General features: G+C 39.5%; 23 protein-coding genes and 1 pseudogene. 15 read left to right on the top strand and 9 right to left on the bottom strand.

Translation table 11 applies throughout. From position 1 onward, the window contains the following. Positions 1-462, top strand: a complete 462-nt coding sequence (gene ilvN, locus F3G76_RS00765) for an acetolactate synthase small subunit (RefSeq protein WP_223227413.1) — start codon at positions 1-3, stop codon at positions 460-462. After that, on the top strand, positions 462-1,415 hold the full coding sequence (gene lpxD / locus F3G76_RS00760) for a UDP-3-O-(3-hydroxymyristoyl)glucosamine N-acyltransferase (RefSeq protein ID WP_103636781.1): 954 nt from the start codon (positions 462-464) through the stop codon (positions 1,413-1,415). The genes ilvN and lpxD overlap by 1 nt, the downstream gene beginning before the upstream one ends. Positions 1,416-1,897: 482 nt before the next feature. On the opposite strand, the gene F3G76_RS00755 is transcribed toward lpxD, so the two are convergent. Genes F3G76_RS00755 through F3G76_RS00730 form a run of 6 tightly spaced genes read right to left on the bottom strand, consistent with a single transcriptional unit; the run spans position 1,898 to position 6,762 of the window. Continuing rightward, positions 1,898-2,572 carry a lysophospholipid acyltransferase family protein gene (locus F3G76_RS00755; RefSeq protein WP_223227307.1) on the bottom strand — a complete coding sequence of 225 codons (675 nt, stop codon included), beginning with the start codon at positions 2,570-2,572 and terminating at the stop codon, positions 1,898-1,900. Continuing rightward, positions 2,553-3,860 carry an SH3 domain-containing protein gene (locus F3G76_RS00750; protein ID WP_103558135.1) on the bottom strand — a complete coding sequence of 436 codons (1,308 nt, stop codon included), beginning with the start codon at positions 3,858-3,860 and terminating at the stop codon, positions 2,553-2,555. The genes F3G76_RS00755 and F3G76_RS00750 overlap by 20 nt, the downstream gene beginning before the upstream one ends. Further along, a complete protein-coding gene (purQ, locus tag F3G76_RS00745) occupies positions 3,854-4,519 on the bottom strand; it encodes a phosphoribosylformylglycinamidine synthase I (RefSeq protein WP_107930600.1) in 666 nt (221 codons plus the stop codon). The genes F3G76_RS00750 and purQ overlap by 7 nt, the downstream gene beginning before the upstream one ends. Then, positions 4,516-4,752, bottom strand: a complete 237-nt coding sequence (purS, locus tag F3G76_RS00740) for a phosphoribosylformylglycinamidine synthase subunit PurS (protein WP_002941745.1) — start codon at positions 4,750-4,752, stop codon at positions 4,516-4,518. The genes purQ and purS overlap by 4 nt, the downstream gene beginning before the upstream one ends. Positions 4,753-4,760: 8 nt before the next feature. Then, on the bottom strand, positions 4,761-5,471 hold the full coding sequence (gene purC, locus F3G76_RS00735) for a phosphoribosylaminoimidazolesuccinocarboxamide synthase (RefSeq protein WP_009293856.1): 711 nt from the start codon (positions 5,469-5,471) through the stop codon (positions 4,761-4,763). Between the two features lie 16 nt (positions 5,472-5,487). Further along, on the bottom strand, positions 5,488-6,762 hold the full coding sequence (locus F3G76_RS00730; RefSeq protein WP_223227412.1) for a S41 family peptidase: 1,275 nt from the start codon (positions 6,760-6,762) through the stop codon (positions 5,488-5,490). 252 nt (positions 6,763-7,014) lie between these two features. On the opposite strand from F3G76_RS00730, the gene F3G76_RS00725 reads away from it, so the two are divergent. Beyond that, complete coding sequence (locus tag F3G76_RS00725; RefSeq protein ID WP_149705644.1) at positions 7,015-9,588, top strand: ATP-dependent Clp protease ATP-binding subunit; 2,574 nt, start codon at positions 7,015-7,017, stop codon at positions 9,586-9,588. A gap of 50 nt (positions 9,589-9,638) precedes the next feature. Here the strand turns inward: F3G76_RS00725 and F3G76_RS00720 are convergent, their stop codons facing one another. Continuing rightward, positions 9,639-10,325 carry a CorA family divalent cation transporter gene (locus F3G76_RS00720; RefSeq protein ID WP_149705643.1) on the bottom strand — a complete coding sequence of 229 codons (687 nt, stop codon included), beginning with the start codon at positions 10,323-10,325 and terminating at the stop codon, positions 9,639-9,641. Beyond that, positions 10,315-11,445 (bottom strand): tRNA guanosine(34) transglycosylase Tgt, encoded by a 1,131-nt coding sequence (tgt, locus tag F3G76_RS00715; RefSeq protein ID WP_149705642.1) that lies wholly within the window; start codon positions 11,443-11,445, stop codon positions 10,315-10,317. Before tgt ends, F3G76_RS00720 begins: the two co-directional genes overlap by 11 nt. A 79-nt stretch (positions 11,446-11,524) precedes the next feature. Here tgt and F3G76_RS00710 point away from each other — a divergent pair, with 79 nt between their 5' ends. The 11 genes from F3G76_RS00710 (at position 11,525) to F3G76_RS00660 (ending at position 23,009) form a co-directional block, all read left to right on the top strand. Further along, the gene (locus F3G76_RS00710) at positions 11,525-12,631 is read left to right on the top strand and encodes an MlaE family ABC transporter permease (protein ID WP_149705641.1); all 1,107 of its coding nucleotides are present in this window, start codon (positions 11,525-11,527) and stop codon (positions 12,629-12,631) included. Beyond that, positions 12,628-13,368: an ABC transporter ATP-binding protein gene (locus tag F3G76_RS00705; protein WP_149705640.1), complete on the top strand. Its 741-nt coding sequence runs from the start codon at positions 12,628-12,630 to the stop codon at positions 13,366-13,368. The genes F3G76_RS00710 and F3G76_RS00705 overlap by 4 nt, the downstream gene beginning before the upstream one ends. Continuing rightward, positions 13,369-14,304, top strand: coding sequence for an MlaD family protein (locus F3G76_RS00700; protein WP_149705639.1), 936 nt, complete (start codon positions 13,369-13,371; stop codon positions 14,302-14,304). After that, a complete protein-coding gene (locus F3G76_RS00695) occupies positions 14,301-14,861 on the top strand; it encodes an ABC-type transport auxiliary lipoprotein family protein (protein WP_149705638.1) in 561 nt (186 codons plus the stop codon). The genes F3G76_RS00700 and F3G76_RS00695 overlap by 4 nt, the downstream gene beginning before the upstream one ends. Before the next feature lie 103 nt (positions 14,862-14,964). Beyond that, a complete protein-coding gene (locus F3G76_RS00690) occupies positions 14,965-16,383 on the top strand; it encodes a COG3400 family protein (protein ID WP_149705637.1) in 1,419 nt (472 codons plus the stop codon). A gap of 3 nt (positions 16,384-16,386) precedes the next feature. After that, positions 16,387-17,424 carry a 3-dehydroquinate synthase gene (gene aroB, locus F3G76_RS00685; protein WP_149705636.1) on the top strand — a complete coding sequence of 346 codons (1,038 nt, stop codon included), beginning with the start codon at positions 16,387-16,389 and terminating at the stop codon, positions 17,422-17,424. Further along, on the top strand, positions 17,421-19,010 hold the full coding sequence (locus F3G76_RS00680; RefSeq protein ID WP_149705635.1) for a mechanosensitive ion channel domain-containing protein: 1,590 nt from the start codon (positions 17,421-17,423) through the stop codon (positions 19,008-19,010). Before aroB ends, F3G76_RS00680 begins: the two co-directional genes overlap by 4 nt. After that, on the top strand, positions 19,010-20,248 hold the full coding sequence (mtaB, locus tag F3G76_RS00675) for a tRNA (N(6)-L-threonylcarbamoyladenosine(37)-C(2))-methylthiotransferase MtaB (RefSeq protein WP_103571324.1): 1,239 nt from the start codon (positions 19,010-19,012) through the stop codon (positions 20,246-20,248). Before F3G76_RS00680 ends, mtaB begins: the two co-directional genes overlap by 1 nt. Beyond that, on the top strand, positions 20,235-21,887 hold the full coding sequence (locus tag F3G76_RS00670; protein ID WP_103571345.1) for an ATP-dependent metallopeptidase FtsH/Yme1/Tma family protein: 1,653 nt from the start codon (positions 20,235-20,237) through the stop codon (positions 21,885-21,887). The genes mtaB and F3G76_RS00670 overlap by 14 nt, the downstream gene beginning before the upstream one ends. A 13-nt stretch (positions 21,888-21,900) precedes the next feature. Beyond that, positions 21,901-22,440 (top strand): molybdopterin adenylyltransferase, encoded by a 540-nt coding sequence (mog, locus tag F3G76_RS00665; protein WP_009293784.1) that lies wholly within the window; start codon positions 21,901-21,903, stop codon positions 22,438-22,440. Between the two features lie 71 nt (positions 22,441-22,511). Then, positions 22,512-23,009 (top strand): hypothetical protein, encoded by a 498-nt coding sequence (locus F3G76_RS00660; protein WP_187422355.1) that lies wholly within the window; start codon positions 22,512-22,514, stop codon positions 23,007-23,009. A gap of 36 nt (positions 23,010-23,045) precedes the next feature. Here the strand turns inward: F3G76_RS00660 and F3G76_RS00655 are convergent. Next, positions 23,046-23,252: pseudogene (locus tag F3G76_RS00655) on the bottom strand (thiamine phosphate synthase); the annotation flags it as partial. 680 nt (positions 23,253-23,932) lie between these two features. Here F3G76_RS00655 and htpG point away from each other — a divergent pair. Continuing rightward, positions 23,933-25,789 (top strand): molecular chaperone HtpG, encoded by a 1,857-nt coding sequence (htpG, locus tag F3G76_RS00650; protein ID WP_149705634.1) that lies wholly within the window; start codon positions 23,933-23,935, stop codon positions 25,787-25,789. Positions 25,790-25,862 lie beyond the last annotated feature (73 nt).

Below are 25,862 nucleotides of genomic sequence, written 5' to 3'. Positions count from 1 at the left end.
ATCAGAAGAACGATTTCGGTTATAGTTTTAAATGAACATGGCGTTTTGGCTAGAATTTCTGGGCTTTTTGCGGGCAGGGGCTACAACATCGACACGCTCACAGTCGCTCCGATACCTGAGAGCAACTTCTCAAGGCTAAGCATCGTCACAAGCGGCGATGAGAGGGTTTTAGAGCAGATCGTAAAGCAGCTTCATAAGCTCATCCCAACATATAAAGTCATAGAAAGCGGCGAATTTGTTGAAAAAGAGATGGCACTTGTAAAAATCCCACTTGGTGAAAATTTCGCCGGCCTTGAGGCGATACTAAAGACATACAATGGCATCGTCACAAACACAAATGAAAACTACATCGTCGTCATGGTGGCTGATGATGCGAGCAGGGTAGAGAGCTTTTTAAAATCGATAAAGAAATTTAACCCAGTTGATGTCGTGCGCGGCGGATCTGTGATAATGGATATATGATGAAACTAAGTGAAATAGCCTTAAAAGTAGATGCTACTTTTAGCGGAGAAGATCTTGAGATTTTTGCTCTAAATTCTTTAAAAAATGCAAATAAAGCTGAGCTAACATACTGCGATGGCGAGAAAAATGCCAAATTTATAAGCACTTCAAACGCTGGAGCTATCTTGGTGACAAAATCGCTTTTAGACTTGGTGCCAGCTGGCATGGTAGCGCTTGTGTGCGACAACCCGCACCTTGCATTTGCCATCCTTAGTAAAATTTACGCTAAGCCGCTTTTTTGCGAGCCAAAACCATCAAATATCGCCCAAAGCGCCATTATAATGCCAAATGTCTATATCGGCTCAAACGTGAGCGTTGGCGAAAACACGATAGTGATGGCTGGGGCATTTTTAGGAGATAATGTAACTATTGGTAAAAACTGCATCATTCACCCAAATGTCGTCATCTATAACGACTGCGTTATCGGAAACGAGTGCCACCTGCTAGCAAACTGCGTCATAGGCAGCGATGGCTTTGGTTATGCGCACACAAAAACTGGTGAGCATGTGAAAATTTATCACAATGGCAACGTTGTTTTGGGCGATTTTGTCGAGATCGGCGCTTGCACGACGATAGATCGTGGCGTTTTTGAAAGCACGATGATCGCAAACTACACAAAGATAGACAATCTCGTTCAAATAGGCCACAACTGCGAGCTTGGAAATGGCTGCCTCATCGTCTCACAAACTGGACTTGCTGGCTCAACAGTGCTAGGCAGAAACGTCGTTATGGGCGGACAAAGCGGCTCAGCTGGACACGTAAGCGTTGGAGACTTCGCTCAGATCGCGGCACGCGGCGGCGTTAGCAAAGACCTACCTGGCGGCAAAAAATACGCTGGAGCTTATCCGATAATGGAGCTTTCAGAGCAGTTTAAACTACAAGCAAAGATATTGAGATTTTTCAAGAAAAACTAAATTTGGCGGAGCTCTCCGCCAAATAGTTGTCGTACTTCTATAATTTAAATTTTTCTATTTATTTTATTTCACCGCAATCACAAACTAACATTTATGGCTAATAAAAATAGCCAGCAAGAGATCTAATTTAAGCATTAGGCTTAAATAAAATTTAATGCTCATAATAAACGGCTGAACTAATATGAGCAAAGTGTTATAAGGTGTAGTAATTTTTATATTTAATGGTGTAGAGAGCAGTCTATCTACTAAAGCTTGTTTGCTCGTGGCGGTAAAAAGCAAATTTGGATACATGCTTTGATATATAAAAACTTCTAAAAGATATTAGTAAAACGCTGGTGGATAAAATTCCTTTTACTAAGGTGATTTGTCTAAATTTATAAGGTAATATCACACCAACATTTACTTTATTGCTTATTAATTTTAACTCTTTATAGTGGTTACATAAAATGTGAATTCTAGAAAAGAAATTTACAAAGCTAAATTTATTTTCTGTTTTCGTCTAGGACTTTTTGCATGCTCTCTCTAGTCGCCTCTAGCCAGTTTTGTTTTGAGGTATCAACTAGATCAAGGCAAAAGAGCTTGATGTCTGCTTTTTTAAAGCTAAATTCTTTCACTTTCATCGCATCGCTTCCAACGATCACGATAGGCTGAACCTTTAAATTTAGCTTTTCAACTAGCAACTTTGCGCCACCTTTAAATGGTAGCAGCTCTTTAGTTTGAGACCTTGTGCCTTCTGGAAATATCGCTAAAACACGGCCATTTTCTACTCTGTCTTTTGCTTCGCTTAAAAGCTTTATTAGCGAGTGCTTATTTTCTCGCTCGACCGCTATCATCTTTGGAAGGCTCAAAATTTTACCGATGATCGGGATCTTACCTATCTGCGCCTTTGCGATCCAGCAAAGATTTTTAGGGTGCACCTCTTCAAGCACGATGATATCAAGCATGCTTTGATGATTTATTAGTAAGATATTCGCCTCATCTTTAAACTCACCTACCACCTCAAGTGTATAACCGCCAAAAAATCTCTGAGCTCTGCCCCAAATTTTTCTAATAGGTCTATTTTTCGAGTTAAAAAGCCACATAAAAAATACCACGACAAAAACGCTAAGAACAAATGTGATAGAGAAGAAAATAGCTCTAATTTTTGACAAGATCACCCTTTCTTACCCAGCCGATTTTGCCATCTGCGAATAAAATTTTTGAGTAGTCATCTTTTGTGTCTAAAATTTCAACATTTTCGTTTTTACGAGATGTATAAAAAACGGTTGAATTCTTAGTTGGCAAGATAGTGACGCTCACATCTGGCTTAAGCACTGCTTTGCCAAAAGGATTGTAAGTGTAAATTCCAAGTGCGATAAAAACAGCTGCCACAAAGAAGTAGCTTAGCTTTCTACGCCAGATCGCTAGCAAGATAAAGATAGCGACCAAAGAGTAGATCGTGATATCTTTGTAAGTGCTAAATTCGCTTTGTTTTGGATTTAGACCGATTTGCGTGCTAACCTCGTCCTCTTCGACGCTCACAGGCAGAGAAAAGCTCTCAAATTTAGCTTTTTTTAGGTTGTAGTAGTTAAAGTCAAGCGTCTTTTTGTTTGGCTTAAATACTGCAAAATAATATGCACTTTGCGAGTTAAAGTCGCCATTTATCGTATCTACGCCTTGCTTTAGGATCGTTTTATTTTCGATATTAAAGGCGCTTAGATCGACATTGTTGCCGTAAATTTCAACGACCATGATGTTGTTTATGTCATCAAATTTAGTCGTTTTAAATTTCTTCACCTCAAGGTTGTCAGCGACGATATGGTTGTAGTTTTCGTCGCTTCTAAGCTCTTTTAGCTTTGGTAAAAAGATATTTATGTTTGAGTTTTGATAGTTCTCGCCATTTCTTTTTAGATCCAAGCTAACTCGTAAAGTCTTTGCGTCAATGCTCGTTGCTTCAAGGTAGAAAGTGCCGATGTATTTGTTTTCATCGCCTTTTACCCATTGAAAATTCTTCTTATTTAGCCATTTGATATTTGTCTCATCAAGCTGTGTCTCAAACTCAAACTCAAGGTCACTTTGTGTATCAGCCACGATCTCAACGCTAAAAATTTCTCCTACTACGACGTTTTTAGGGATATTTGTCGCTTTTAAAAGGAGGTCTTTTATCTTGATCTTGTCATAGACTTGATTATCAGGGACGCTAATGTCTGGTTCGTTTGTCGGGACGATATTTCGCATCTGCTCTGGAGTGATACGCTCTGGTTGTGGGGCGATAGAGCGTGGAGAGACGAGCTTTCTTGATATATCTTCTTCGCTTGGAGTCTTTGCTTGCGGCTTTGATGCTTGGCTATTTACAAATTTATCCTCTCTTGCCTCATCCATCATGTCAAAAACGCTGACTTCATCAGTGTTTGCGGCAAATAAATTTAGCGCGAGTAGGGCGATAAAAAGTGTTCGTTTTACCAAACTAGCCCTTTTAACATCTTCATGCCATCATCTGTGCCTAAAATTTTCTCGCAAGCGCGCTCTGGGTGAGGCATAAGACCAAAGATCTTTTTGCTCTCATCGCAAATCCCAGCTATACTATCAACTGAGCCATTTGGATTTATCTCATTGCCGTGGCTGTCGCAGTATTTTAGCAGGACTTGCTCATTATCATATAGACTTTTTAGCGTATTTTCATCAGTGTAGTAGTTGCCCTCGCCGTGAGCGATGGGGATATTTACCACTTCGTCTTTGGCTAAATTTGCTAGGAATTTATTGCTATTTGAGATCACTTTTAGATGGTGATATTTTGAGACGAAATTTAAATTTTCATTTCTTCTCATCGCGCCTTTTAAAAGTCCAAGCTCAAGAAGCATCTGAAAGCCATTGCAAATTCCTAGGATGTAGCCGCCTTTTTTCGCATGCTCTTTTACAGCCTGCATCGCTGGGCTAAATTTAGCTATCGCAGCCGTTCTTAAGTAGTCGCCGTAGCTAAAACCACCAGGCAAAACGACTAGATCAGCATCGATCTTATCTTCTTTGTGCCAGATGATCTGCGTTTGGCAGCCAAGTAGTTTAAAGGCGTGAGCTGTGTCTTCTTCGCAGTTTGTGCCAGGAAAAAGTATGATGGCTACTTTCATAGCACGATCTCGTAGTCTTCGATGACGGTGTTTGCTAGAAGTTCTTCACACATCACTTTTAGCTGCTCTTTTGCTTTGCTTTTATCGCTCTCGTCGATGTCTAAAACGATTTGTTTGCCTATCCTGACATTTGAAACACCGCTAAATCCAAGCGAATTTAGCGCGTGCTCCACTGCCTTACCAGCAGGGTCTAAGACCCCACTTCTTAATGCTATATTTACGACAGCTTTCATCTTTGTCCTTAAGAAAGAATTCTTCTTAAAACTTCTTCGTAAGCTACTTTTACGCTACCAAGGTCTTGTCTAAATCTATCTTTGTCAAGTTTTTCATTTGTCGTAGCATCCCAAAATCTGCAGCTATCAGGGCTTATCTCGTCAGCTAATATGATGTTGCCATCTTTGTCGATACCAAATTCGACTTTGAAATCAACTAGTTTTAAATTTCTCTCTGCAAAGAATTTAAATAAGATAGAGTTGATCTCTCTAGCTGTGTGTCTTAGTGTTTGAAGGTCTTTTTCACTCTTTACTAGCCCCATGATGATGCAGTGCTCATCAGTAACTAGTGGATCGTGCAAATCGTCATTTTTGTAGTAGAACTCAACAAGTGTAAAAGGTAGAACGGTGCCTTCTTTTATGCCAAGCCTTTTGCTAAGTGAGCCAGTTGCGATATTTCTCACAACAACTTCAAGAGGTATGATCTCGCATTTTTTGACAACTTGCTCAGTGTCGCTTATTGTCTCAACTAGGTCAGTCACGATACCTTTGCTCTCTAGCAGTTTAAAAAGCTGAGTAGAGATTTTGTTATTTAGTGCGCCTTTGCCAGCTTCGTTGCCTCTTTTTTGAGCGTCAAATGCTGTTAGGTCGTCTTTAAATTCAGCCACAAGTAGATTTGGATCGTCTGTGGCGTACATTTTCTTGCCTTTTCCCTCGTAGATAAGCTCTCTTTTTTGCATGTTGTTCTCCTTTAGATTATTGTTGTTTTATCTTTAAAATTTTGATCGTATCAATCGCTGTTTTTAACTGAATATCCTCATCAACTTTTTTCTGTGTGATTATATTTTTATCATCTTTTGCTTCGGTTTTATTGCCCTCGCTTGTTGGATTTATCTTGTTTAGCTCGCTTTTTAGGTGTGCTTTTAGCTCGCTCTCTTTGATGCTAAATGCACTATCATCGCTTTGCGGCACTTTGCCAGGATGCACGACTACATCAGGTGTTACGCCAACAGCTTGGATAGTTCTGCCGCTTGGCAAGTAGTATCTTGCGATGGTTAGTCTTAAGGCTTCTGTATCATCTATTGGCAAGATCACCTGAACGCTGCCTTTACCAAATGTGTTTTCGCCAATTATCACCGCACGCTTATGATCTTGCAGTGAGCCACTGACGATCTCGCTAGCACTTGCGCTTCCGCCATTTACAAGGACAACAAGTGGGAGTTTTGATAAGGTTTTGCTAGCACTTGCTTTATACTCTACATTTTCAGATGCATCACGACCTTTTTGAGATACGATGATGCCATTATCTATGAAAAGATCCACTAGATCGACAGCTTGATTTAAAAGACCGCCAGGGTTGTTTCTAAGATCAAGTATGATGCCATTTGCTTTTGGATGCTCTTTGATAGCATCTTTTACCTTTGTAACGACGTTTTTGTCAAAATTTGTGACGCGTATATAAAGGATGTTTTCATTTTCTATCATTTTTGCATAGACAGACTCAACTTTTATAAGATCTCTTATGATCTTTACGTCAAATGGCTTTTGCTCGCCTTTTCGCAAAATTGTAATTGTTATCGGAGTTTTTGGCTTGCCGCGCATCTTATTTACGGCTTCATCTATCGTTGTGCCGATAGTCGAGTTGCCATCGATCCTTAAAATGATATCGCCTGCTTTTATGCCTGCTTTATCAGCTGGAGTGTCCTCGATAGGCGAGATAACGGTTAGTGCGCTATCTTTCATGCCAACTGTTATGCCAAGTCCGCCAAATTCTCCGCTTGTTTGCACCTGCATATCTTTATATGCTTTTTCATTTAAAAAGCTCGAGTGAGCGTCTAAATTTTGCATCAAACCAGCGATGGCTTTGTCAATTATCTCTTTAAATTTAATGTCATCAACGTAGTATTTTTCAACAGTTGAGATGGTTTTTGTAAGTTTTGAAAGTGCTTCAAGTTTTGCACTCGCCTCATCTTCAGTTTTGGCAAAAAGTGCATTTACTGCTACGCTTGAGATGAGTAGGGCGCCTGTTATTTTTAGCGCAAAAGATCTAGTAAGTTTGTTCAAAATATCTCCTATATTTTTTGGCTCAATTTTATTAACATTTGGCTAAAAAAAGCATAAATTTAACCTTATATTTTTAGCTTTTGTCTATTTTTAACACAAATTTATAACAGCAAATTTTAGCAATTATATAAAAAGAGTGACAAAGGCTATAAAAATACTTGACAATATAAGACTAAAGTTATATAATGCCGCCATTATAAAATAACTTAAGGAGCTTTAATGGCTGACATAACAGAAAATTTAACAGCGCAGATGCAAGAGACACTTGAAAAAGGCGTTAGCTTAGCGATCTTTTCTAAAAATCCACAAGTTGTGCCACTTCACGTCTTTTGGGCTTTGCTCGCTGATAGCAATTCTATTTTAAATCAAGTATTTAATAAGATGAACATAAGCAAAGACGCAGTCGAGCTTGAGATAAAAAGCAAGATCTCGTCACTCCCAAGCAGCTCAAACGTTACAAAAGATAACGTTTCAGTTTCGAGAGAGCTTATAAATTCACTTGAAAATGCAAAAGCTTTAATGGTAAGCATGGGCGATAGCTACATAGCTGTTGATACTTGGATCATCTCGGCTCTTGAGCTTAGTGAGATCAAACAAATTTTAAGCAAATTTTGCGACATCTTAGAGATTAAAAAGAACCTTGAGAGCATAAGAGGCGGTAAAAAGATAGATAGCCAAACTGGCGATGATACCCTTGATAGCTTAGAGAAATTTAGTATCGATCTAACGCAAAAAGCCCTAAATAAAGAGCTTGATCCAGTCATCGGACGTGATGAAGAGATCACTAGAATGATGCAAATTTTAATAAGAAAGAGCAAAAATAACCCTATCTTGCTTGGTGAGCCAGGCGTTGGTAAAACAGCTATTGTTGAGGGGCTAGCTCAAAAGATAGTGGCTCGCGATGTGCCAACAAGCCTTGCAAACAAGCGTGTCATCGCACTTGATATGAGCGCAGTTGTAGCTGGAGCAAAGTATAGAGGCGAGTTTGAAGATAGGTTAAAAGCTGTCATCGACGAGGTCAAAAAAGCTGGCAACATCATACTTTTTATAGATGAAATTCACACCATCGTTGGAGCTGGTGCGAGCGAGGGTGGAATGGACGCTGCAAATATCCTAAAACCAGCTCTTGCGCGTGGCGAGCTTCACGCTGTTGGTGCGACAACATTAAAAGAGTATAGAAAATACTTTGAAAAAGATGCAGCGCTTCAAAGACGTTTTCAACCAATAGACGTCAAAGAGCCAAGCGTAAATGAGGCACTTCAAATTTTGCGTGGTATAAAAGAGCGTCTTGAAGTTCATCACGGCATCACAATAACTGATAGCGCACTAGTTGCCGCAGCAAGGCTAAGCGACCGCTACATCGCAAACCGTTTCTTGCCAGATAAAGCAATAGATCTTATCGACGAGGCAGCAGCTGAGCTTAAGATGCAAATAGAGAGCGAACCATACGAGCTTTCAAAGATAAAACGTGAGATCGTAACGCTTCAAGTAGAAAAAGAAGCTCTAAAGATGGAGGATGCGGATAAAAACAAAGAAAGACTTGGCGAGATCGAAAAAGAGATAGCTGATCTAAATGAGAAAAAGCTAGCGCTTGATACTAAATTTGAAAACGAAAAGGCCGTTTTTGGCGGAATTTCAAAAGCGACAAAAGAGATCGATAGCTTAAAATCACAAGCTGAGATAGCAAAAAGAAATGGCGATCTTCAAAAGGCAGCTGAGATAGAATACGGCAAGATAGCAGACGCCAAAAAGCACAAACACGAGCTTGAAGAAAAATGGGAGCACATGAAAAAAGAGGGCGTGCTTCTTAAAAATCAAGTCGATGAGGAGCTTGTGGCTGAAATTTTGAGCAAATGGACTGGAATTTCAGTTAAAAAGATGCTAACAAGCGAAAAAGAGAAATATTTACGCATCGAAGAGCATCTAAGAGAGAGCGTTGTCGGTCAAGATGACGCACTACACGCACTTGCACGTGCTGTTAAGAGAAACAAAGCAGGGCTAAATGAGGGTCAAAGGCCGATTGGCTCGTTTTTATTTCTTGGACCGACAGGCGTTGGCAAAACTCAGTCTGCTAAGGCTTTGGCTAAATTCTTATTTGACGATGAGAAGGCGCTTATCCGCTTTGATATGAGCGAATATATGGAAAAACATAGCGTGAGCAGGCTTCTTGGTGCGCCTCCAGGATATGTAGGCTATGATGAGGGCGGTCAGCTAACAGAGGCAGTTCGCAGAAGACCATACTCAGTCATACTTTTTGACGAGGTTGAAAAGGCTCACAAGGACGTATTTAACATACTTCTTGGCATACTTGATGATGGGCGCGCGACTGATAATAAAGGTGTAACGGTTGATTTTAAAAATACTATCATCATTTTAACTTCAAACATCGCTTCAAATTTCATCATGGAGCTAAAGGGCGAAGATCGTGATGTAGCTGTTAAAAACGAGCTTAAAAACTACTTTAAACCTGAGTTTTTAAATAGGCTTGATGATACCATCATCTTTAATCCTCTAAATGAGCAAGGTTTGATATCTATCGTAGAGATCATGTTTAAAGAGCTTGAAAAAACTCTTCACAACCGCGGTATCAAGGCAGTTTTAAGCGAAGAGGCTAAGAAATTTATCGCAAAAGCTGGCTTTGACATAGTTTATGGAGCAAGACCTCTTAGAAGAGCGCTTTATGAGCTAGTTGAAGACAAGATCGCTGATATGATCTTAAAAGATGAGCTTGAAAGTGGCGATGAGATCACCATCGATAGCGATGGCGAGAAAATCATCATAAAGAAAAAATAACTTCAAATTTACTTGGCAGGTTGGATCAACTTGCCAAGCTTCGCATAAATTTAACTAATATCCTTATTTGTTCTGTAATAAAATATAAAAAATAGCACGCAAAGCATCGCTACAAAGGCAAAAACTATCAACGTACCATCTTTAAATGAGCTTAAAAACATGCCATTTGTATTCATACCAAAAAAGCCAGTGATGAAATTTAGCGGTAAAAATAGCGCCGAAAGCAGCGTCAAAAGGTAGATATTTTTGTTTATCTTGTCGTTTTTGTCGTTTTGTATAAATGAGTAGATGTCCTCGACCCTGAGCGAATACTCGCTTATCATGCTCTTTAGCACGCCGCACTTATGTATGCTGTTTTTTAGCTCCTTTTTTAGCTCATTTTGCTCAGCCGCACAAATTTGCAAAGCCTCATAAATTCTAGAAATTCTACTCTCAAATTTCCTGATCTCATATCTTAAAACGTGATATTTTTTGGCGAAATTTACCACCTTTGCGCTGCCTGTGTAAATTTGCTCGTAGTTTTCAAGCTCACTTTCGTGCTCTAAGATTTTATTTAAAAAGTTATCGAGCAACTTTTTTATCGTCTCTAAAAACTCATTTTTATCACAAGGCGAGCTTAGATCTTCTTTAAAAATTTGCCCATTTTTAAAGAGAAATTTCTGCGAATTGGCGCCAAAATTTAAGATTATATAGTCAAATTCTTCGCCGTAAAAATATCCACTAAGACTAGCACTCATTATTTACCCTTTTTGCGTAGAAATTTCGCTTAAATTTAGCAAATTCGCCGACCTCTATCGCCTCTCTCATCTCTTTCATCAAATTTAGATAGTAGTGTAGGTTGTGAAGGCTTGCTAGTCTAAAAAACGTGAGCTCTCTAGCCTTAAAAAGGTGGTTTAGATAGCCTCTTGAGTAGCGCTTGCAGGTGTAGCACTGACACTGCGGGTCTATCGGCGCGTGGTCGTTTATAAATTTGGCTGATTTTATATTTATCTTGCCAAAGCTAGTAAAGAGCGTGCCGTTTCTTGCGTTTCTAGTTGGCATGACGCAGTCAAACATATCGACGCCTCGCTCCACGTTTTCTACAAGATCTTCAGGCGTGCCAACGCCCATTAGATAGCGAGGTCTTAGCTCATCCATAAATGGCATAACTGCCTCAACCGTGTCATACATCGCCTCGTTGCTCTCGCCAACGCTTAGCCCACCTATGGCAAGGCCGTCAAATGGCATCTGATTTAAGGCTTCAGCGCAAAATTTACGTGCCTCATAGTCGGTGCCGCCTTGAACGATACCAAAGATATTTTGCTGCAGGCCAACGCCCTTGCTTTGCATAAATTTGTGATAATCAATCGCCTCTTTTGCCCATTTTATCGTTCGCTTTATGCTTAAATCAATCCTTTTTGGCTCAGCTGGCAATGCAACCAAATCATCAAGTATCATCATGATGTCGCTGCCAAGCTCATACTGCGTGTCAAGGACGGATCTTGGCGTGAAGTAGTGCGTGCTGCCGTCGATGTGGCTTTTAAATTTTATCCCGCCATCGTCGTTTTTGGTGTTTGACCTAAGCGAAAATGCCTGAAATCCGCCGCTATCAGTTAAAAACGAGCGATCAAATTTAGAAAATCCATGAAGTCCGCCAAACTCACGCACGACCTTGCTGCCAGGGCGCAGATACATGTGATAGGTGTTTGCTAAAATTATCTTTGCGTCTAAAATTTCACTCATATCAAAGGCATCTAAGCTTTTAACTGCGCCAACCGTGCCAACTGGCATGAAAACTGGCGTTTGTATCACGCTGTGGGCTGTGGTGAGAATGCCGCGCCTTGCGTTGCCATCTTTTTTTATAACTTCAAATTTCATCTAAGTCCCTTAATTTTTTGATTTTTTATTTTAACAAAATTTATAATATAATCCAGAAATTTTAAGGCAAAGGAACTTTTTGCAAAAGAGAAATGATATCGTTTTTACCGAAGCAAACGGCACTGCGACCATAAAATTTGCAGGTGAGTTTAGCTACAAAGAGGCTAAAAATTTACAAAGCATCTTTAAAAAAATCCAAAAGCTTAACGGCAATGTTAAATTTGACTTTAGCGAGCTAAAGAGCATTGATTACGCTGTTTTGATCCTTTTAAAAAACACGCTAAATGGCAAGAAATTTGAGATCATCACAAATGACGAGAAGATAAAGGCGATGGGCGATCTTTTAAATGATGAGAAGATTGATTTTAAATATATGCCACCGCACAATAGCCTAAATTTTTTCTCACGTCTCGGTGAGAAAATTTGCGAGGGATTTGTAAATTTGCTTGAGTTTGGCTCGTTTTTGGGCGAGTTTTTGATAAAAAGCGTGAGGATTTTATTTAATCCTGCAAATTTAAGGTTTAGAGAATTTAGTAACTACATAAAAGATGGCGGTGTAAATGCCGTTTTTATCGTATCTCTCACCGCTTTTTTGATAGGCGTCGTGCTTGCATATCTTGGTAGTGCGATGCTTGCAAGCTTTGGGGCAAGTATATTTATAGTAGAGATCATGGGTATGCTAACGCTTAGAGAGGTCGCACCGCTCATCGCTGCTATCGTAGTGGCAGGCAGGTCTGCCTCCAGCTTTACCGCACAAATTGGTGCTATGAAGCTAACTGAGGAGATAGACGCGATGAAGACGATGGGTTTTGAGCCATTTAACTTCTTGGTCTTGCCTCGCATCATCGCCATGGTGCTTTGCGTGCCAGTCATCATCTTTATAGCTGATAGCATAAGCATTTTAGGGCAGATGATCATTTGTCAAACGATACTTGATATCAGCTTTAGCGACTATCTCAATAGATTTCGCGAGATGGTCGAGCTTAGGCACTTTGCTGTTGGCATGATAAAAGCGCCGTTTTTTGGCGCTGTAATAGCGATCATTGGGTGCATGAGAGGATTTGGCGTTAGCCAAAACGCCCAAAGCCTTGGAGCGATGACAACTGTTAGCGTTGTAAATGCGATATTTTGGGTCATCGCGCTTGATGCATTTTTTGCGATAATTTTTATGTGGCTAAAGATATGAACGAGATAATAGTTGGAAAAAACATAACGACAAGTTATGGCGATAAGATAATGCACGATAACGTGAGCTGGAGTATCAAAGAGGCTGAAATTTATGGCTTTTTAGGCGGTAGTGGTGCTGGTAAAACGACGCTTATGAAGACGATGATATATCTAAAAAAGCCAAGCAAGGGCGATATAACGTTTGATGGCGTCAATATGTGGAAAAGTAGCCCCAAAGAGCAGCAGGAGATAAAGCTAAAAAGTGGGACGATGTTTCAGTTTGGAGCGCTTTATAGCTCGATGACGATACTTGATAATGTGGGCGTTTTACTGCATGAGTACTCTAAATTTAACAAGCGTCAGATTGATGAGATAGCGATGTTTTGGATACAAAAAGTAGGGCTAAAAAAAGAGGTATCGATGCTTTATCCAAGCGAGCTAAGTGGCGGTATGAAAAAGCGTGCTGCGCTTGCAAGAGCCTTGGTGCTAAGCCCTAGGGTGCTATTTTTGGACGAGCCAAACAGCGGCCTTGACCCTGTTAGCTCGCGCCAGATGGATGCGCTCATAAAAGAGCTTCGTGATAGCATCGGCGTAACAGTCGTTATGGTGACGCATGATGCCGATAGTATTTTTGATATTTTGGATAGATTTTTGATAATAGATAACAAAAAAATAGCCTTTGAGGGAGATATAAAAGAGCTTGAACATCTTGAAAATAACCCGCTTGAAGAGCTATTTAAAATGAGGAAAAAGTAGATGGAAAATAGAAATTCTTATACCATTGTTGGCATGTTTTTCATAGCCTGCCTTACAGCATTTGCGATATTTATCTGGTGGATGACTAGCAAAAATAACACAAAAGTTGATTTTAAGGAGTATTACATCCACACAAGCGAGCTGCCAAGCGGACTAAAGGTTGATTCTACGGTTAAATTTATCGGTGTGCCAGCAGGAAGCGTCAGTGATATAAATTTTGTCGATGATAAAAACGCTCTTATAAACATCACAATGAAGATAAGAGAGGATCTGCCTATCAAGGCTGATAGCGTGGCTAGCATCGAAGTTCAGGCTATTAGCGGAGTAGCAAGTATCAATATAAGCCGAGGCACTAAGGATTTTAAACCAGGCGATAAGCCTATCTTAAAGCTTGAAGAGAGCCTTCTTTCAAAGCTTGGAAACAACGCTGAGAACATCACTTTAAAGATAAATCAAACCCTTGATAAGGTTGATGGCTTTTTCTCAGCTGAAAATATCTCTCACATCGAGTCAATCCTAAGAAATATCGATAAATTTACTCAGGTTTTAACCGATGAAAATGGTCTAAGCGAGGTTGATAGCATCGTTAAAAATGTAAAAAATTTCACCGACAGCCTAAACAAAACAGACACAAAAGAGCTTGCTAAAAATTTAAACACGCTAATTGCAAGTGCAAATTCAGTTTTCAAATCAGCAAATTCGGCTGTCACTGGATATAGCTCGCTTCAAGATATACTCACTCAAAAGGTAAAAAACGGCGAGTATGACCTTAGAAACACGGTCTCTCCGCTTCTTAGAGAGGCTAGCGAGTTTTTAAATGGATTTGACAAGACGCTACGTGAGTTTAGAGGCGCGCTTCAAAGGCTTGAGGACAACCCTTACGAGTTTTTCTTCACAAATCCAGTGCCAAATACAGATAAAAAGGACAAAAAATGAGAAATTTGATATACGCAGCGACTGCATTTTTATTTCTTGGCTGCTCGCTAAAGACCGACGTACCACAAGCTACGATGTATGAGATACACTACTCAAACAAAGAGTGCTCAGCTGAAAATAAGCAAAAAGAGCTAAAAAATGTCTTCATCGAAAACGTGAGCGCCCTTGATATGGTCGATACTAGAAAAATTTTAATCGTCGCTGAAAACAATAAGATAAGATACCTGAGCGATGCTAAATTTGTCTCTGAGCCAAGCGAGATGATCTATAAATCGCTCGTAAAAGGACTATACTCAAACTGCGCTGCAAAGCCGATATTTTCGCCAAATGCAAAGGATCTTAGGCTAAAAGTTAGCGTCATCTCACTTCAAATAAGAGGCGACAAGGCCGAAGTTTCGCTAGCTTATGAGCTATTTAACGCAAATACCTCGCTAAAATCAGGCATGATCACAAAAGAAATTTTCTGCCCAGATCCAAGCTCAAGCACCATTTTTGAGACGATAAATAAGGCTGCAAATTTAGCTATCGATACTTTAATCTCTGAAATAATCTACTAAAATTTTCTTAATTTTTTTGGCTGTGAAAGCTTAAATTTACAGCCAAAAATAGCTTATTTTAAAGACCTTTTGTTATAATGCGGCTTTAAAATACGGAGAATTAATGAAGAAAATTTTAATAATCGCAGATGGAGCTTTTGCAAGAAATTTTTTAGATAGACTTCTTGGAGCAAAGTCAAATTTACACCACTACATCGTTGTTTCAAACGAAGATCACAGCCAAAAGGCAAATTACGAAAATTTTACATTTTATCAGTTTGACCCAACGAGCCTTTCAAAGCTAAAGAGCATAAGTGATGGCTATTTTAGCCAGTTTTGCATCGTGAGTGACAATGAAAAAGAGGCGGTTGCTGTTTATGAAAATTTAAGACAGATCAGCACAAAAACAGAGACCATTTTTATGAACTCATGGGAGCTAGATGAAAAGTGCAAGGAGACTTTCGCGAGTGATAAGCATCTAAGCGTGGTTGATATAAGAGATATCGCAGCTTCAAGACTCATGGACTATCTGCCAGATATGCCTGTATATGCTGATAATATCGGCTTTAGTGAGGGCGAGATCATGGAGGTTAAGGTGCCTATTGGCAGCTCATATATGTATCGCCATGTAAGCTCGATCGCTCAAAAAAGATGGCGGATAGCGCTTATTTACAGAGGTGCTGAGATCATCTTGCCAAAGCCAAATACAATGATCCAGCCAAGCGATATCTTGCTAATCGTTGGCGATCCAAACGTGCTTCAAAATGTTTATCGTTCGATAAAACGCGAAAGCGGGCAGTTTCCAAGTCCATTTGGCAGCAACATCTACACGCTAATCGATATGAGATCAATGAGCAAAGAGCGAGTTAGCAAGCTCATAAAAGATAGCTTATATGTGCATTCAAAGCTAAATAACAAACGCCTTATTTTTAGAGTGATAAATCCAACTTTGGGCGAAAATTTAGAGACGCTAAAAGCTATAAAAGAGAAAAATATCCTTGTTTTGATGGATTATTTTAATAGTGACAATAAATCGATAAAAGATGACGTTTTAAAACACGACATCGGACTAATCATAAGCGATGATAGATACTTTTTTAAATTTCAAAAGCTATTTTATGAGCTTAAAATCCCAGTGTTAAAAACGGGTAAAATTTTGCTCTCAAATATAAAAGAGGGCGTGATACTGGGCGATCAAAGCCAAGAAGTGGAAAATCAATCAGCCGTCATTACAGACTGCTGCGCGCAGCTTGATTTGGAGATGAGATTTTACTATTTTGATAACAAGCATAGCGACGATGAAGCGCTAAAAGAGCACTTTGAGAGCATTAGCACGCTCTTTTCAAAGCGCATAAAGATAGAAAATCACAGCCTTAAAAACCCGCTTGTAAAGCTAAAAGGCACAAATGATCTGCTTCATTTTGTGATGTTTACTAAAAACGTGGCAAATGGCAGCGCTTTTGCCTTTTTATCGACAAATTTAAATAGACTTTATAAAAAACTAAGCCAAAACGCACAGCTTTTTGTGCCAGTAAGTGAGTAGAAAATGCAGATAAATTTAAACCTTAAGGAAAAGGCGTCAAGCTATAAAATTTATATAAACGAGCTTGAGAGGTTAGAGCTAAAGGGCAAGGTCGGCATCGTCACAAATGCCAAAGTGGCGGGGCTTCACCTTGAAAAGCTACTTAGCGTTTTAAAGTGCGATGAGAAATTTATCATAAGCGTGCCAGACGGCGAGGAGTATAAAAACTTAACAACGATAGAGCAAATTTTAGAGCAGCTTTTTGTTAGTAAATTTGACCGCTCATCTACACTCATAGCTCTTGGCGGTGGCGTCATCAGCGACATGACTGGCTTTGCGGCAAGCATATATGAAAGAGGGATAAGCTTCATAAATATCCCAACCACGCTTCTAGCGCAAGTCGATGCTAGTGTGGGCGGAAAGACTGGGGTAAATAACAAATTTGGTAAAAACTTAATAGGCTCATTTTATCAGCCAAAGGCAGTTTTTTGCGAGATAAATTTCTTAAAAACATTGCCAAAGAGAGAATTTGCAGCTGGCGTGGCTGAGGCTTTAAAGATGGCTGTGACATTTGATAAAGAGATGTTTGGCTGGCTAAAGAGCGTAAATTTAGACGATGAAAACTTGGCAAAACTCGTTGAAAAGTCTATAAATTTAAAGGCTAGGGTGGTCGAGCAAGATGAAAAAGAAAAGGGGCTAAGAGCCATCCTAAACTACGGACACACCTTTGCTCACGTCATCGAAAATGAGACAAATTACAAAGAATTTTTACACGGCGAAGCAGTGGCGATAGGTATGAATATGGCAAATCGCCTAAGCGTTAGACTAGGTCTCATGAGTGAAGCGCAGGCAGAAGATATCAAGCAGGTTTTAGTGAAATTTGATCTGCCTGTAAGCTACAAAATAGAAAATGAATATGCATTTTACGAGGCGTTTTTTATGGATAAAAAGACAAAAGGTGATAAGATAAATTTCATCATCGCAGATAAAATCGGCAGTGCGATCATCAAAAATGACGTCAAAAAAGAGGACGTTTTAGAAACTTTGAGAGAATTTAAATGAAAAAGATCCTAGTTTTTCTACTTTTTTGCTTTGCGCTTTATGCTGAAGAAAACGCTACGCTTGAGCAAAATGTCTCACAAAATTTACAAAATAGCGAGCTTATAAAAGAAATTTCAAACTTAGATAACTCCCTAAAAAACAACATTTGGATCACAAGATACGCCAACTACAACACCTATCAAAAGCTTCTTGATGAGCTAGAGCAAAATGAAAATGAGCTTAAAAAGCTTGATAAAGGCTCAAAAAGAGGTGGCGATCTCATAAAGAGAAGTCAAACTCTAAAAGAGCAGATAAATTTGCTAAAAGAGTATGAGAAAACGCCATTTTCAAATATGCTAGCAGCCCCAGAAATGGAGACACCACCTAGGATAAATAGCCCAGTGGCGCTGGTATCTGGCTTTTCATACATCAAAAAGATAAGAAGCGACAAGATCGAATACCAAAGGCATATCAAAGAGCTTGACACCTTGCTTGAAAAGCTTGAAGCAAAAGAGAATTTGCTAAATAGACTAAATTTGATAGATGACAGCGAGCAAAATAGAGCAAGTCTAAACCTTGCAAAGCAAGAGATAGGCGACTTCAAAGCGGCAAAACAGATCGCTGATACCACTTATAGCGTCTATGAAAAAAGGGCAGATGAAGCGGTAAATATGACGACATCTGACATAAAGGCTCAGTTTTTAAGCATGGGTTACACAGCCATCGTCATCCTTTTAACGATCGGACTAACATTTATCGCTAAATTTATCGTTAAAAGAACGATCACGGATAACGAGAGATTTTACACGGTCAATAAATTCTTAAACGTGCTAAACATCACCGTTATCATCATAATTTTGCTCTTTTCATACATCGAAAACGTCACATATCTAGTAACCGTGCTAGGTTTTGCCTCAGCTGGTATCGCTATCGCGATGAAAGATATGTTTATGAGCATGCTTGGCTGGATGGTTATCATGTTTGGTGGCACGATCCACGTGGGCGACCGCGTCAGAGTCTATCACGACGGGAGCGAATTTGTGGGCGACATTATCGATATCTCGCTACTTCGCCTAACCGTTTTTGAAGATGTTAGCTACTCAACTTATAAGACAAACCGCCGTGCAGGTAGGATCATCTTTGTGCCAAACAACTACATCTTTACAGACCTCATCGCAAACTACTCACACTACGGTATGAAGACCGTTTGGGACGGCATAGATGTCGTGATAAGCTTTGATAGTAATCACAAAAAGGCAGCCTATCTAGCAAAAAATATAGTAAAAAAATATTCAAAAGGCTACACCGACATCGCAAAACGCCAGATGAACAAGCTAAGAAGCCAATACAGCATCAAAAATCCAAATGTAGAGCCAAGAATTTATACATTTTTTGAGCCTTACGGTATAAATATCTCATGCTGGTTTATGTCAAACTCATACGCCACGCTCGCTCTTAGAAGCACGATAAGCGCGGAGATAATCGAGGCATTTTTGGCTCACGATGATATAAAGATAGCTTACCCAACGCAAACTATGTTTATAGGCAAAAAAGAAACGCCAAGCGATCACGTAGCTCACGCTGAGCAAGAGGGCGAAAATATCTAATGCAAAAGATATTTTTTAAGACATTTGGATGCCGCACAAACATCTATGACACCGAGCTTTTAAAGAGCTACATCAAAGACTACGAGATCACAAATGACGAAGAGGTCGCTGATATCGTAGTCATAAACTCATGCACCGTGACAAATTCGGCTGATAGCGGCGTTAGAAACTATATAAACGGCGTAAAAAGACGTGGCGCAAAGGTCATACTAACAGGATGTGGCGCAGTTAGTAAGGGTAAGGAGCTTTTTAGTAGTGGCGTCTTTGGCGTGCTAGGAGCTAGTAAAAAGAGCGACATAAACGAGCTTTTAAAACAAGAGAAGCCATTTTTTGAGCTTGGAAATTTAAACTCAGTCGATAAAAACATCGTCACAAACTACGAAAATCACACAAAGGCCTTTATAAAAATTCAAGAAGGCTGCAACTTTAACTGCAGCTACTGCATCATCCCATCAGTGCGTGGCAGAGCTAGGAGCATGGATGAGGCGATGATACTAAAAGAAGCTAGAATTTTAGCTCAAAATGGCTATAATGAGCTCGTCTTAACTGGCACAAATATAGGCAGCTACGGCAAGGATACAAATAGCTCTCTTGGCAAATTGCTAGCAAATTTAGGCAAAATTTCAGGCATCAGACGTATAAGACTTGGCAGTATCGAGCCAAGCCAGATAGATGAGAGCTTTAGAGAAATTTTAAAAGAGGAGTGGCTGGAGCGCCATCTTCACATCGCACTTCAGCACACGAGCGAGGCGATGCTAAAGATCATGCGCAGGCGAAATAACGCATTTAGCGACTTAGAGCTTTTTAATGAGCTTAGCTCCCTTGGTTTTGCTCTGGGGACTGACTATATCGTGGGTCATCCAGGTGAGAGTGAAGAAATTTGGGCAGAAGCGGTGGAAAATTTCAAGAAATTTCCTATAACGCATCTGCACGCTTTTGTCTATTCGCCTAGGCGCGATACGCACTCAGCGACGCTAAAGAGCGACGTTAGTGGCGACGTGGCAAAGGCAAGGCTGAAAGTTTTACAGGGCATTGCTTTTAAAAACAATGAAAATTTTAGAAAAAAACATAACGAAACTTTAAAAATTTTAGTCGAGCAAAAAAACGGCGACTTTTACGAGGGCTTTGATCAGTTTTACAACAAAGCTAAAATTTCTAGTCAAAATGACATAACAAAAGAGTGGTTGGAGGTAAGCGAATATGAAATTAAGCCAGATGCCAATTATGCAAAAATTTAAATTTAACAAGAAAAATATCCTGATAATAGCCGCTATGGCTCTGATAATAGCGCTACTTTTTGCTGTGAGCAAAGAACCACGAAACATCACCTATTCGCAATATATGCAACTAATGGATGGAAATTTCATCGATAAAGCGGTCATCGACGAAGATGAGGTCATCCTCTATGCGCAAAATAACCGCTTTGCCATCATAAAAGAGGGTATAGACATAAAAGAGCTCATCAAAAAGGTTCCAGTCGAGCAAAGCGTGCAGTATATCACGCCAGGCATGGTTTGGGGAAGCATCATCTTTGTTTGTCTTGTGCTTTGGTACTCCTATATTTTTCGGGCTATTAAGAAGAAAGAGGAGAGCCTTTTAAGCAAAAAAGACGGCGCTTTTGAGATAGAAAGCGTGCTAAATCAAAATGCGATGCCAGTCATCTCAAACGTGAGATTTAGTGATGTGGCGGGCATTAGCGAGGTCAAAAGCGAGCTTAGTGAGATAGTTGATTTTCTTAAAAATCCGCAAAAATATAGAAATTTTGGTATCAAAATGCCAAAAGGCGTGCTGATGATCGGCCCTCCAGGCGTTGGTAAGACGCTTGTGGCAAAGGCAGTCGCTGGCGAGGCAAATGTGCCGTTTTTTTACCAAAATGGCGCAAGCTTTGTGCAAATTTATGTCGGTATGGGCGCAAAAAGAGTTAGAGAGCTCTTTAGCAGAGCCAAATCCTACGCACCATCAATCATCTTTATCGACGAGATAGATGCTGTTGGCAAGAGCAGGGGTGGCACTAGAAACGACGAGCGAGAAGCCACGCTTAACCAGCTGCTAACCGAGATGGACGGCTTTGAAGATAACTCAGGCGTCATCGTCATAGCTGCAACAAATAGGATCGAGATGATCGACGAGGCGCTACTTAGATCAGGCCGCTTTGATAGGCGTATATTTTTATCAATGCCTGATTTTAACGACAGGGTGGCGATCCTAAACACATATCTAAGAGATAAAAACTGCGAAGTGCCAGCCGAGGACATCGCTAGGATGAGCGTTGGCTTTTCTGGTGCGGCACTTAGCACGCTTGTAAATGAAGCAGCGATAAATGCCCTAAGAAACGGCGAGAGCGTGCTTAGGATGAGGGACTTTGAGGCTGTTTTAAACAAGGTCTTGCTTGGCAAGAAAAAGGTGCTAAGCTACAGCGAGAGCGAGAAGAAAATTCAAGCCATCTATCAAGGCGCAAAGGCGCTAAGTGCCTACTGGTTTGATGTGAAATTTGAAAAAATTTCGCTCATTGAAGATCGCTTTATGGCGACTGAGCAAGAGATCGAGTCAAAGTCACAGATGCTCTCACGCATAAAGGTTTTAATCTCTGGCATGTGCAAGCTCGAGATAGATGAGAACGATATCTTTTCAAACTCAAGCAACGATCTAAATTTAGCAAAAGAGATCGCTTCAAAGATGGTTTATGAGTATGGCATGGGAAATTCTTTCGTGCCAAATCCAAACGATGTGGAAGAAATTTTAAAACAAGCAAAAGATGAGATAATGTCCTTTTTAAAGGGCACAAACGAGCAGATCGCAAGGATAAGCTCATATCTGCTTGCTTACGAGAGCGTAGATAAAGAGACGCTTGCTAAAATTTTAAATGAAAACTACTAATAAAGGAGAAAAAATGAAAGCAAAAATAGGAATTCTAACTATGTCCGATCGCGCAAGTGAGGGCACATACGAGGACAAATCAGGTCCAGCGATCAAAGAGGTGCTTGACGGCTGGATAGTAAGCGAGAGAGAGTATTTTTACGAGGTGATCCCTGATGAGCTTGATCTCATAAAAGAGAGGCTCGTGCACATGATAGACGTGCTAGGATGCGACCTTGTGCTAACGACTGGAGGCACAGGACCAGCTGTAAGAGACGTCACTCCAGAGGCTACTGAGGCGGTTTGCGAGAAGATGATGCCAGGCTTTGGCGAGCTAATGAGAGCTGCGAGCTTAAAATATGTCCCAACTGCAATCCTATCACGCCAAACAGCAGGCATAAGAGGCCATGCGCTAATTATAAATTTACCAGGTCAGCCAAAGGCGATAAAAGAGTGCTTGGAGCCAGTATTTCCAGCGGTGCCATACTGCATCGACCTGATCGAGGGTGCATTTATCGAGACTGATGAAAATGTGATGAAAGTTTTCCGCCCAAAACAAAAGAAAATCTCGTAAATGAGTTTGACAGATAGCCTAAATTTAAAAGCCGCTGCCTTTGCAAATAGGTGGCGACTTGTTATTAAAATTTGACTTATTTTTTCTTTTTATCCTATGCGCTGGCCTACTATCTTGGGTTAGAGGTTTTTGGCTTTATCTCTGCCATTTCTATCTTTGGCTGTGTTTGCCTGCTAGCCTTTAGCTCACTTCTTTGGTTTATCGCTAGCCTTGTATTTTTGCAACCTTTGGTATTTTTACTACTTGAAAAATTTGATGAAAGCATTACTGTTTATGCTTTAGCCTGCGCAGTTTGGTTGCTTGGCTGGATCACTTTGTCGCTTGTGGTCGATGATAAATTTGCAAGGCTGGGAAATGACATCTTGCTAAAGATCACTCGTATAGTTCTTGTTAGCGAGTTTGCCTTGCTATATTTTTTTAACTACAACAGCAGCTTTGATATAGAGACTTTAATAAAGTCAAATTTGACAAAGTCGCTGCTTTTAGTGCTAAACTCCTATATGCTGCCATCTCTTGTGACGCTACTTATATTTGATATAAAAACATATATCGCTAGCAAAAATGAGTAAAATTTTACGTATTATTTTATGTAATTTATACTAAATTTAGCCGTTTTTGCTCTCTACTATCTTTTTTATAAGCTCTATATCGCCGTTCATTGCTAGGCTCATAAAGCAAATGCCGTTTGCGCCAGCTTTTATGGCCTCTTTGTAGTTTTTGCTATCTAGTCCGCCAAGTGCGTAAATTTCTTTGTCTAAGCTTTTTAGCTCACTTATAAAATTTACCCCTTTTGGCTCTAAACCCGCCTTGCAAGAGGTGGCAAATTTTTATTTTATCCACTACTGCTACCTCTTTAAATTTGATGCTTTTTAGCTGCTATTTTGATCTTTGCTTTCGTATGTATCTTTTTTGACTAGTTTTTAGGTTTTTTACTGTTGCTAAATTTGATGAAATACACAGCGTTTATGTTATATTTTGCGGATTAAGTCAGAGTGGCGAAAATTTGCAAAGCATGGCATTAAAGATTGCTCGCATAGTGATTATTGGTAAATTAAATTTTTTAAAGCGGCTATTATTTGCATGCCTTTCAAGTCAAACATCACAGAACTTTTTTAGTTTTCAAACTCAAATTTGCCACCTCATGCAGCGTTAAAAGATAGATAAAACGTTTAAAACTTCAAGCCAATCGTTTAGATTTATTGGTCTTTGATCTTTGTTATCCATTTATATCGATATTTGTTTCTTATTTTGAAAGACAGACTAGCAACATTTTCTAAAAGATTTATAGCTAAATTTGCATTATTTTAAATAAATACTATACAAAATAGCATTTTAAATAATAAAAATTAAATACAAATTTTTATTTTATTTATAAATTACCATATATGCCTAAAAAATTGTTAAAAAACTTGATAGTAATGCTATCAAGGTTAAGTATATTTTTATCACTTTGTGCTATAATCTGCCAAAAATTTAAAACAAGGAAAAGAAAATGGCAGATAAATTTGAATTTCAGACCGAGGTCAATGACCTTTTAAATTTGATGATCCACTCTCTTTACTCAAACAAAGAGATATTTTTAAGAGAGCTCATATCAAACTCAAACGACGCACTTGATAAGCTAAACTACCTTTGTTTGACTGATGAAAAGTATAAAAGCTTAAGCTACACTCCAAGGATCGACATCAAAGTAGATGAAAAAGCTAAAACTTTAACCATCAGCGACAACGGTATCGGCATGGATAAAGACGAGCTCATCGCAAATTTAGGCACGATAGCAAGAAGTGGCACAAAAGGTTTTATGCAAAGCTTAAGCGGCGATGCCAAAAAAGATAGCTCGCTGATCGGCCAGTTTGGCGTTGGCTTTTACTCAGCATTTATGGTGGCAAGCAAGATCGAAGTCGTCAGTAAACGAGCACTAAGTGACAAAGCCTATAAATGGACATCTGATGCAAAAAGCTACGAGATCGAAGATGCTAAAAAAGATGGCTTTGGTACGGATATCATCTTACATTTAAACGACGATGAATTTGCAAATTCTTGGCGTATTGAAGAGATAGTTAAAAAGTATTCAAACCACATCCCTTATCCTATTTTTATGGATAAAGAGAGCTACGTCGCACCAAAAAAAGGCGAAAAAGAGGGCACTTATGAGACTAAAAACGAGCAGATAAACAAGGCAAATGCGCTTTGGAGGCTAAATAAAGCCAGCTTAAAAGAGCAAGACTACAACGACTTTTATAAGCAAATTTCACACGATAGTAGCGATCCGCTCCTTTATATCCACACAAAGGCCGAGGGCAAGATCGAGTACTCGACGCTATTTTATGTGCCAAGCACAGAGCCGTTTGATCTCTTTAGGGTTGATTATCAAAGTGGCGTGAAGCTCTATGTGAAGAGGGTTTTTATAACTGACGATGCAAAAGAGCTTTTGCCGCCGTATCTAAGATTTATCAAAGGTGTGATCGACGTTGAAGACCTGCCGCTAAACGTTAGCCGCGAAATTTTACAAGAAAATGCGATCATGCGAACCGTTAAAGAGCAAAGTGTGAAGAAAATTTTAAGCGAACTTGCAAAAGTAAAAGATAACGACCGTGAAAAATACATAAAATTTTACAAACTATTTGGCAAGGTTTTAAAAGAGGGACTTTACGGTTTTAATGCTGAAAAAGAGCAAATTTTAGACCTTTGTCTATTTAAAAGTTCAAAAAGAGACGGACTTATCAGCCTAAAAGAGTACAAAGAGGCGATGAAAGAGGATCAAAAGTCGATCTACTACATCAGCGGCAACAACGAAAATATGCTAAGAAATTCGCCGCTTCTTGAGAGCTTTAAGAAAAACGACATCGAAGTGTTAATAATGGACGAAGAGATCGATACGATCGTCATGCCAATGGTCAATGAATTTGACAAAACACCTTTAAAATCAGTCTCACACGCTGATATAAACGACGAGATCAAAAACGATGAGAAGGTCGATGAGAGCAAGGTTGCAAACACACTTGTTAAGATGAAAGAGATCCTAAAAGACGAGGTAAAAGATGTTAGGCTAAGCTCAAGGCTCTCAAGCTCGGCTGCGGTGCTAATATACGACAAAAACGACCCTGATTACGCTATGCAAGAGATGCTAAAACAGATGGGACAAGGCGCAAATGCTCCAAAAGTTAAGCCGATCTTGGAGATAAATGCTGATCATGAAATTTTTGCAAAACTTGAGAAAAATGAGGCAATGATTTATGACATAGCGCCTTTGCTTCTTGATATGGCAAGGCTAAATGAGGGCATGAGCCTAGAAAATCCAGCTAAATTTTCAGAGCTTCTAACAAAAGTGATGATAAAAGCTATATAAAATTTGTAAGCCCAAAGAAATTTGGGCTTTTTAAATTTCTAGTCTAGTAAAAGCCTAAAATACGAGCTAAATT

It is taken from the genome of Campylobacter concisus (assembly GCF_902460575.1).
Classification (GTDB): Bacteria; Campylobacterota; Campylobacteria; order Campylobacterales; family Campylobacteraceae; genus Campylobacter_A; species Campylobacter_A concisus_AW.
Note: the sequence above shows the minus strand (reverse complement) of the source record. Positions and strands in the feature narration are given on the sequence as shown.

Bases quoted from the DNA above. Each gene is read 5' to 3' on its own strand.
- tgt (WP_149705642.1), bottom strand. From the start codon at position 11,445: ATGAAATTTGAAGTTATAAAAAAAGATGGCAACGCAAGGCGCGGCATT.
- F3G76_RS00680 (WP_149705635.1), top strand. From the start codon at position 17,421: ATGAAAAAGATCCTAGTTTTTCTACTTTTTTGCTTTGCGCTTTATGCT.
- F3G76_RS00670 (WP_103571345.1), top strand. From the start codon at position 20,235: ATGCAAAAATTTAAATTTAACAAGAAAAATATCCTGATAATAGCCGCT.
- purC (WP_009293856.1), bottom strand. From the start codon at position 5,471: ATGCAAAAAAGAGAGCTTATCTACGAGGGAAAAGGCAAGAAAATGTAC.
- F3G76_RS00725 (WP_149705644.1), top strand. From the start codon at position 7,015: ATGGCTGACATAACAGAAAATTTAACAGCGCAGATGCAAGAGACACTT.
- purS (WP_002941745.1), bottom strand. From the start codon at position 4,752: ATGAAAGCTGTCGTAAATATAGCATTAAGAAGTGGGGTCTTAGACCCT.
- F3G76_RS00700 (WP_149705639.1), top strand. From the start codon at position 13,369: ATGGAAAATAGAAATTCTTATACCATTGTTGGCATGTTTTTCATAGCC.
- mtaB (WP_103571324.1), top strand. From the start codon at position 19,010: ATGCAAAAGATATTTTTTAAGACATTTGGATGCCGCACAAACATCTAT.
- htpG (WP_149705634.1), top strand. From the start codon at position 23,933: ATGGCAGATAAATTTGAATTTCAGACCGAGGTCAATGACCTTTTAAAT.
- F3G76_RS00705 (WP_149705640.1), top strand. From the start codon at position 12,628: ATGAACGAGATAATAGTTGGAAAAAACATAACGACAAGTTATGGCGAT.
- mog (WP_009293784.1), top strand. From the start codon at position 21,901: ATGAAAGCAAAAATAGGAATTCTAACTATGTCCGATCGCGCAAGTGAG.
- lpxD (WP_103636781.1), top strand. From the start codon at position 462: ATGAAACTAAGTGAAATAGCCTTAAAAGTAGATGCTACTTTTAGCGGA.
- purQ (WP_107930600.1), bottom strand. From the start codon at position 4,519: ATGAAAGTAGCCATCATACTTTTTCCTGGCACAAACTGCGAAGAAGAC.
- F3G76_RS00720 (WP_149705643.1), bottom strand. From the start codon at position 10,325: ATGAGTGCTAGTCTTAGTGGATATTTTTACGGCGAAGAATTTGACTAT.
- aroB (WP_149705636.1), top strand. From the start codon at position 16,387: ATGCAGATAAATTTAAACCTTAAGGAAAAGGCGTCAAGCTATAAAATT.
- F3G76_RS00690 (WP_149705637.1), top strand. From the start codon at position 14,965: ATGAAGAAAATTTTAATAATCGCAGATGGAGCTTTTGCAAGAAATTTT.
- F3G76_RS00695 (WP_149705638.1), top strand. From the start codon at position 14,301: ATGAGAAATTTGATATACGCAGCGACTGCATTTTTATTTCTTGGCTGC.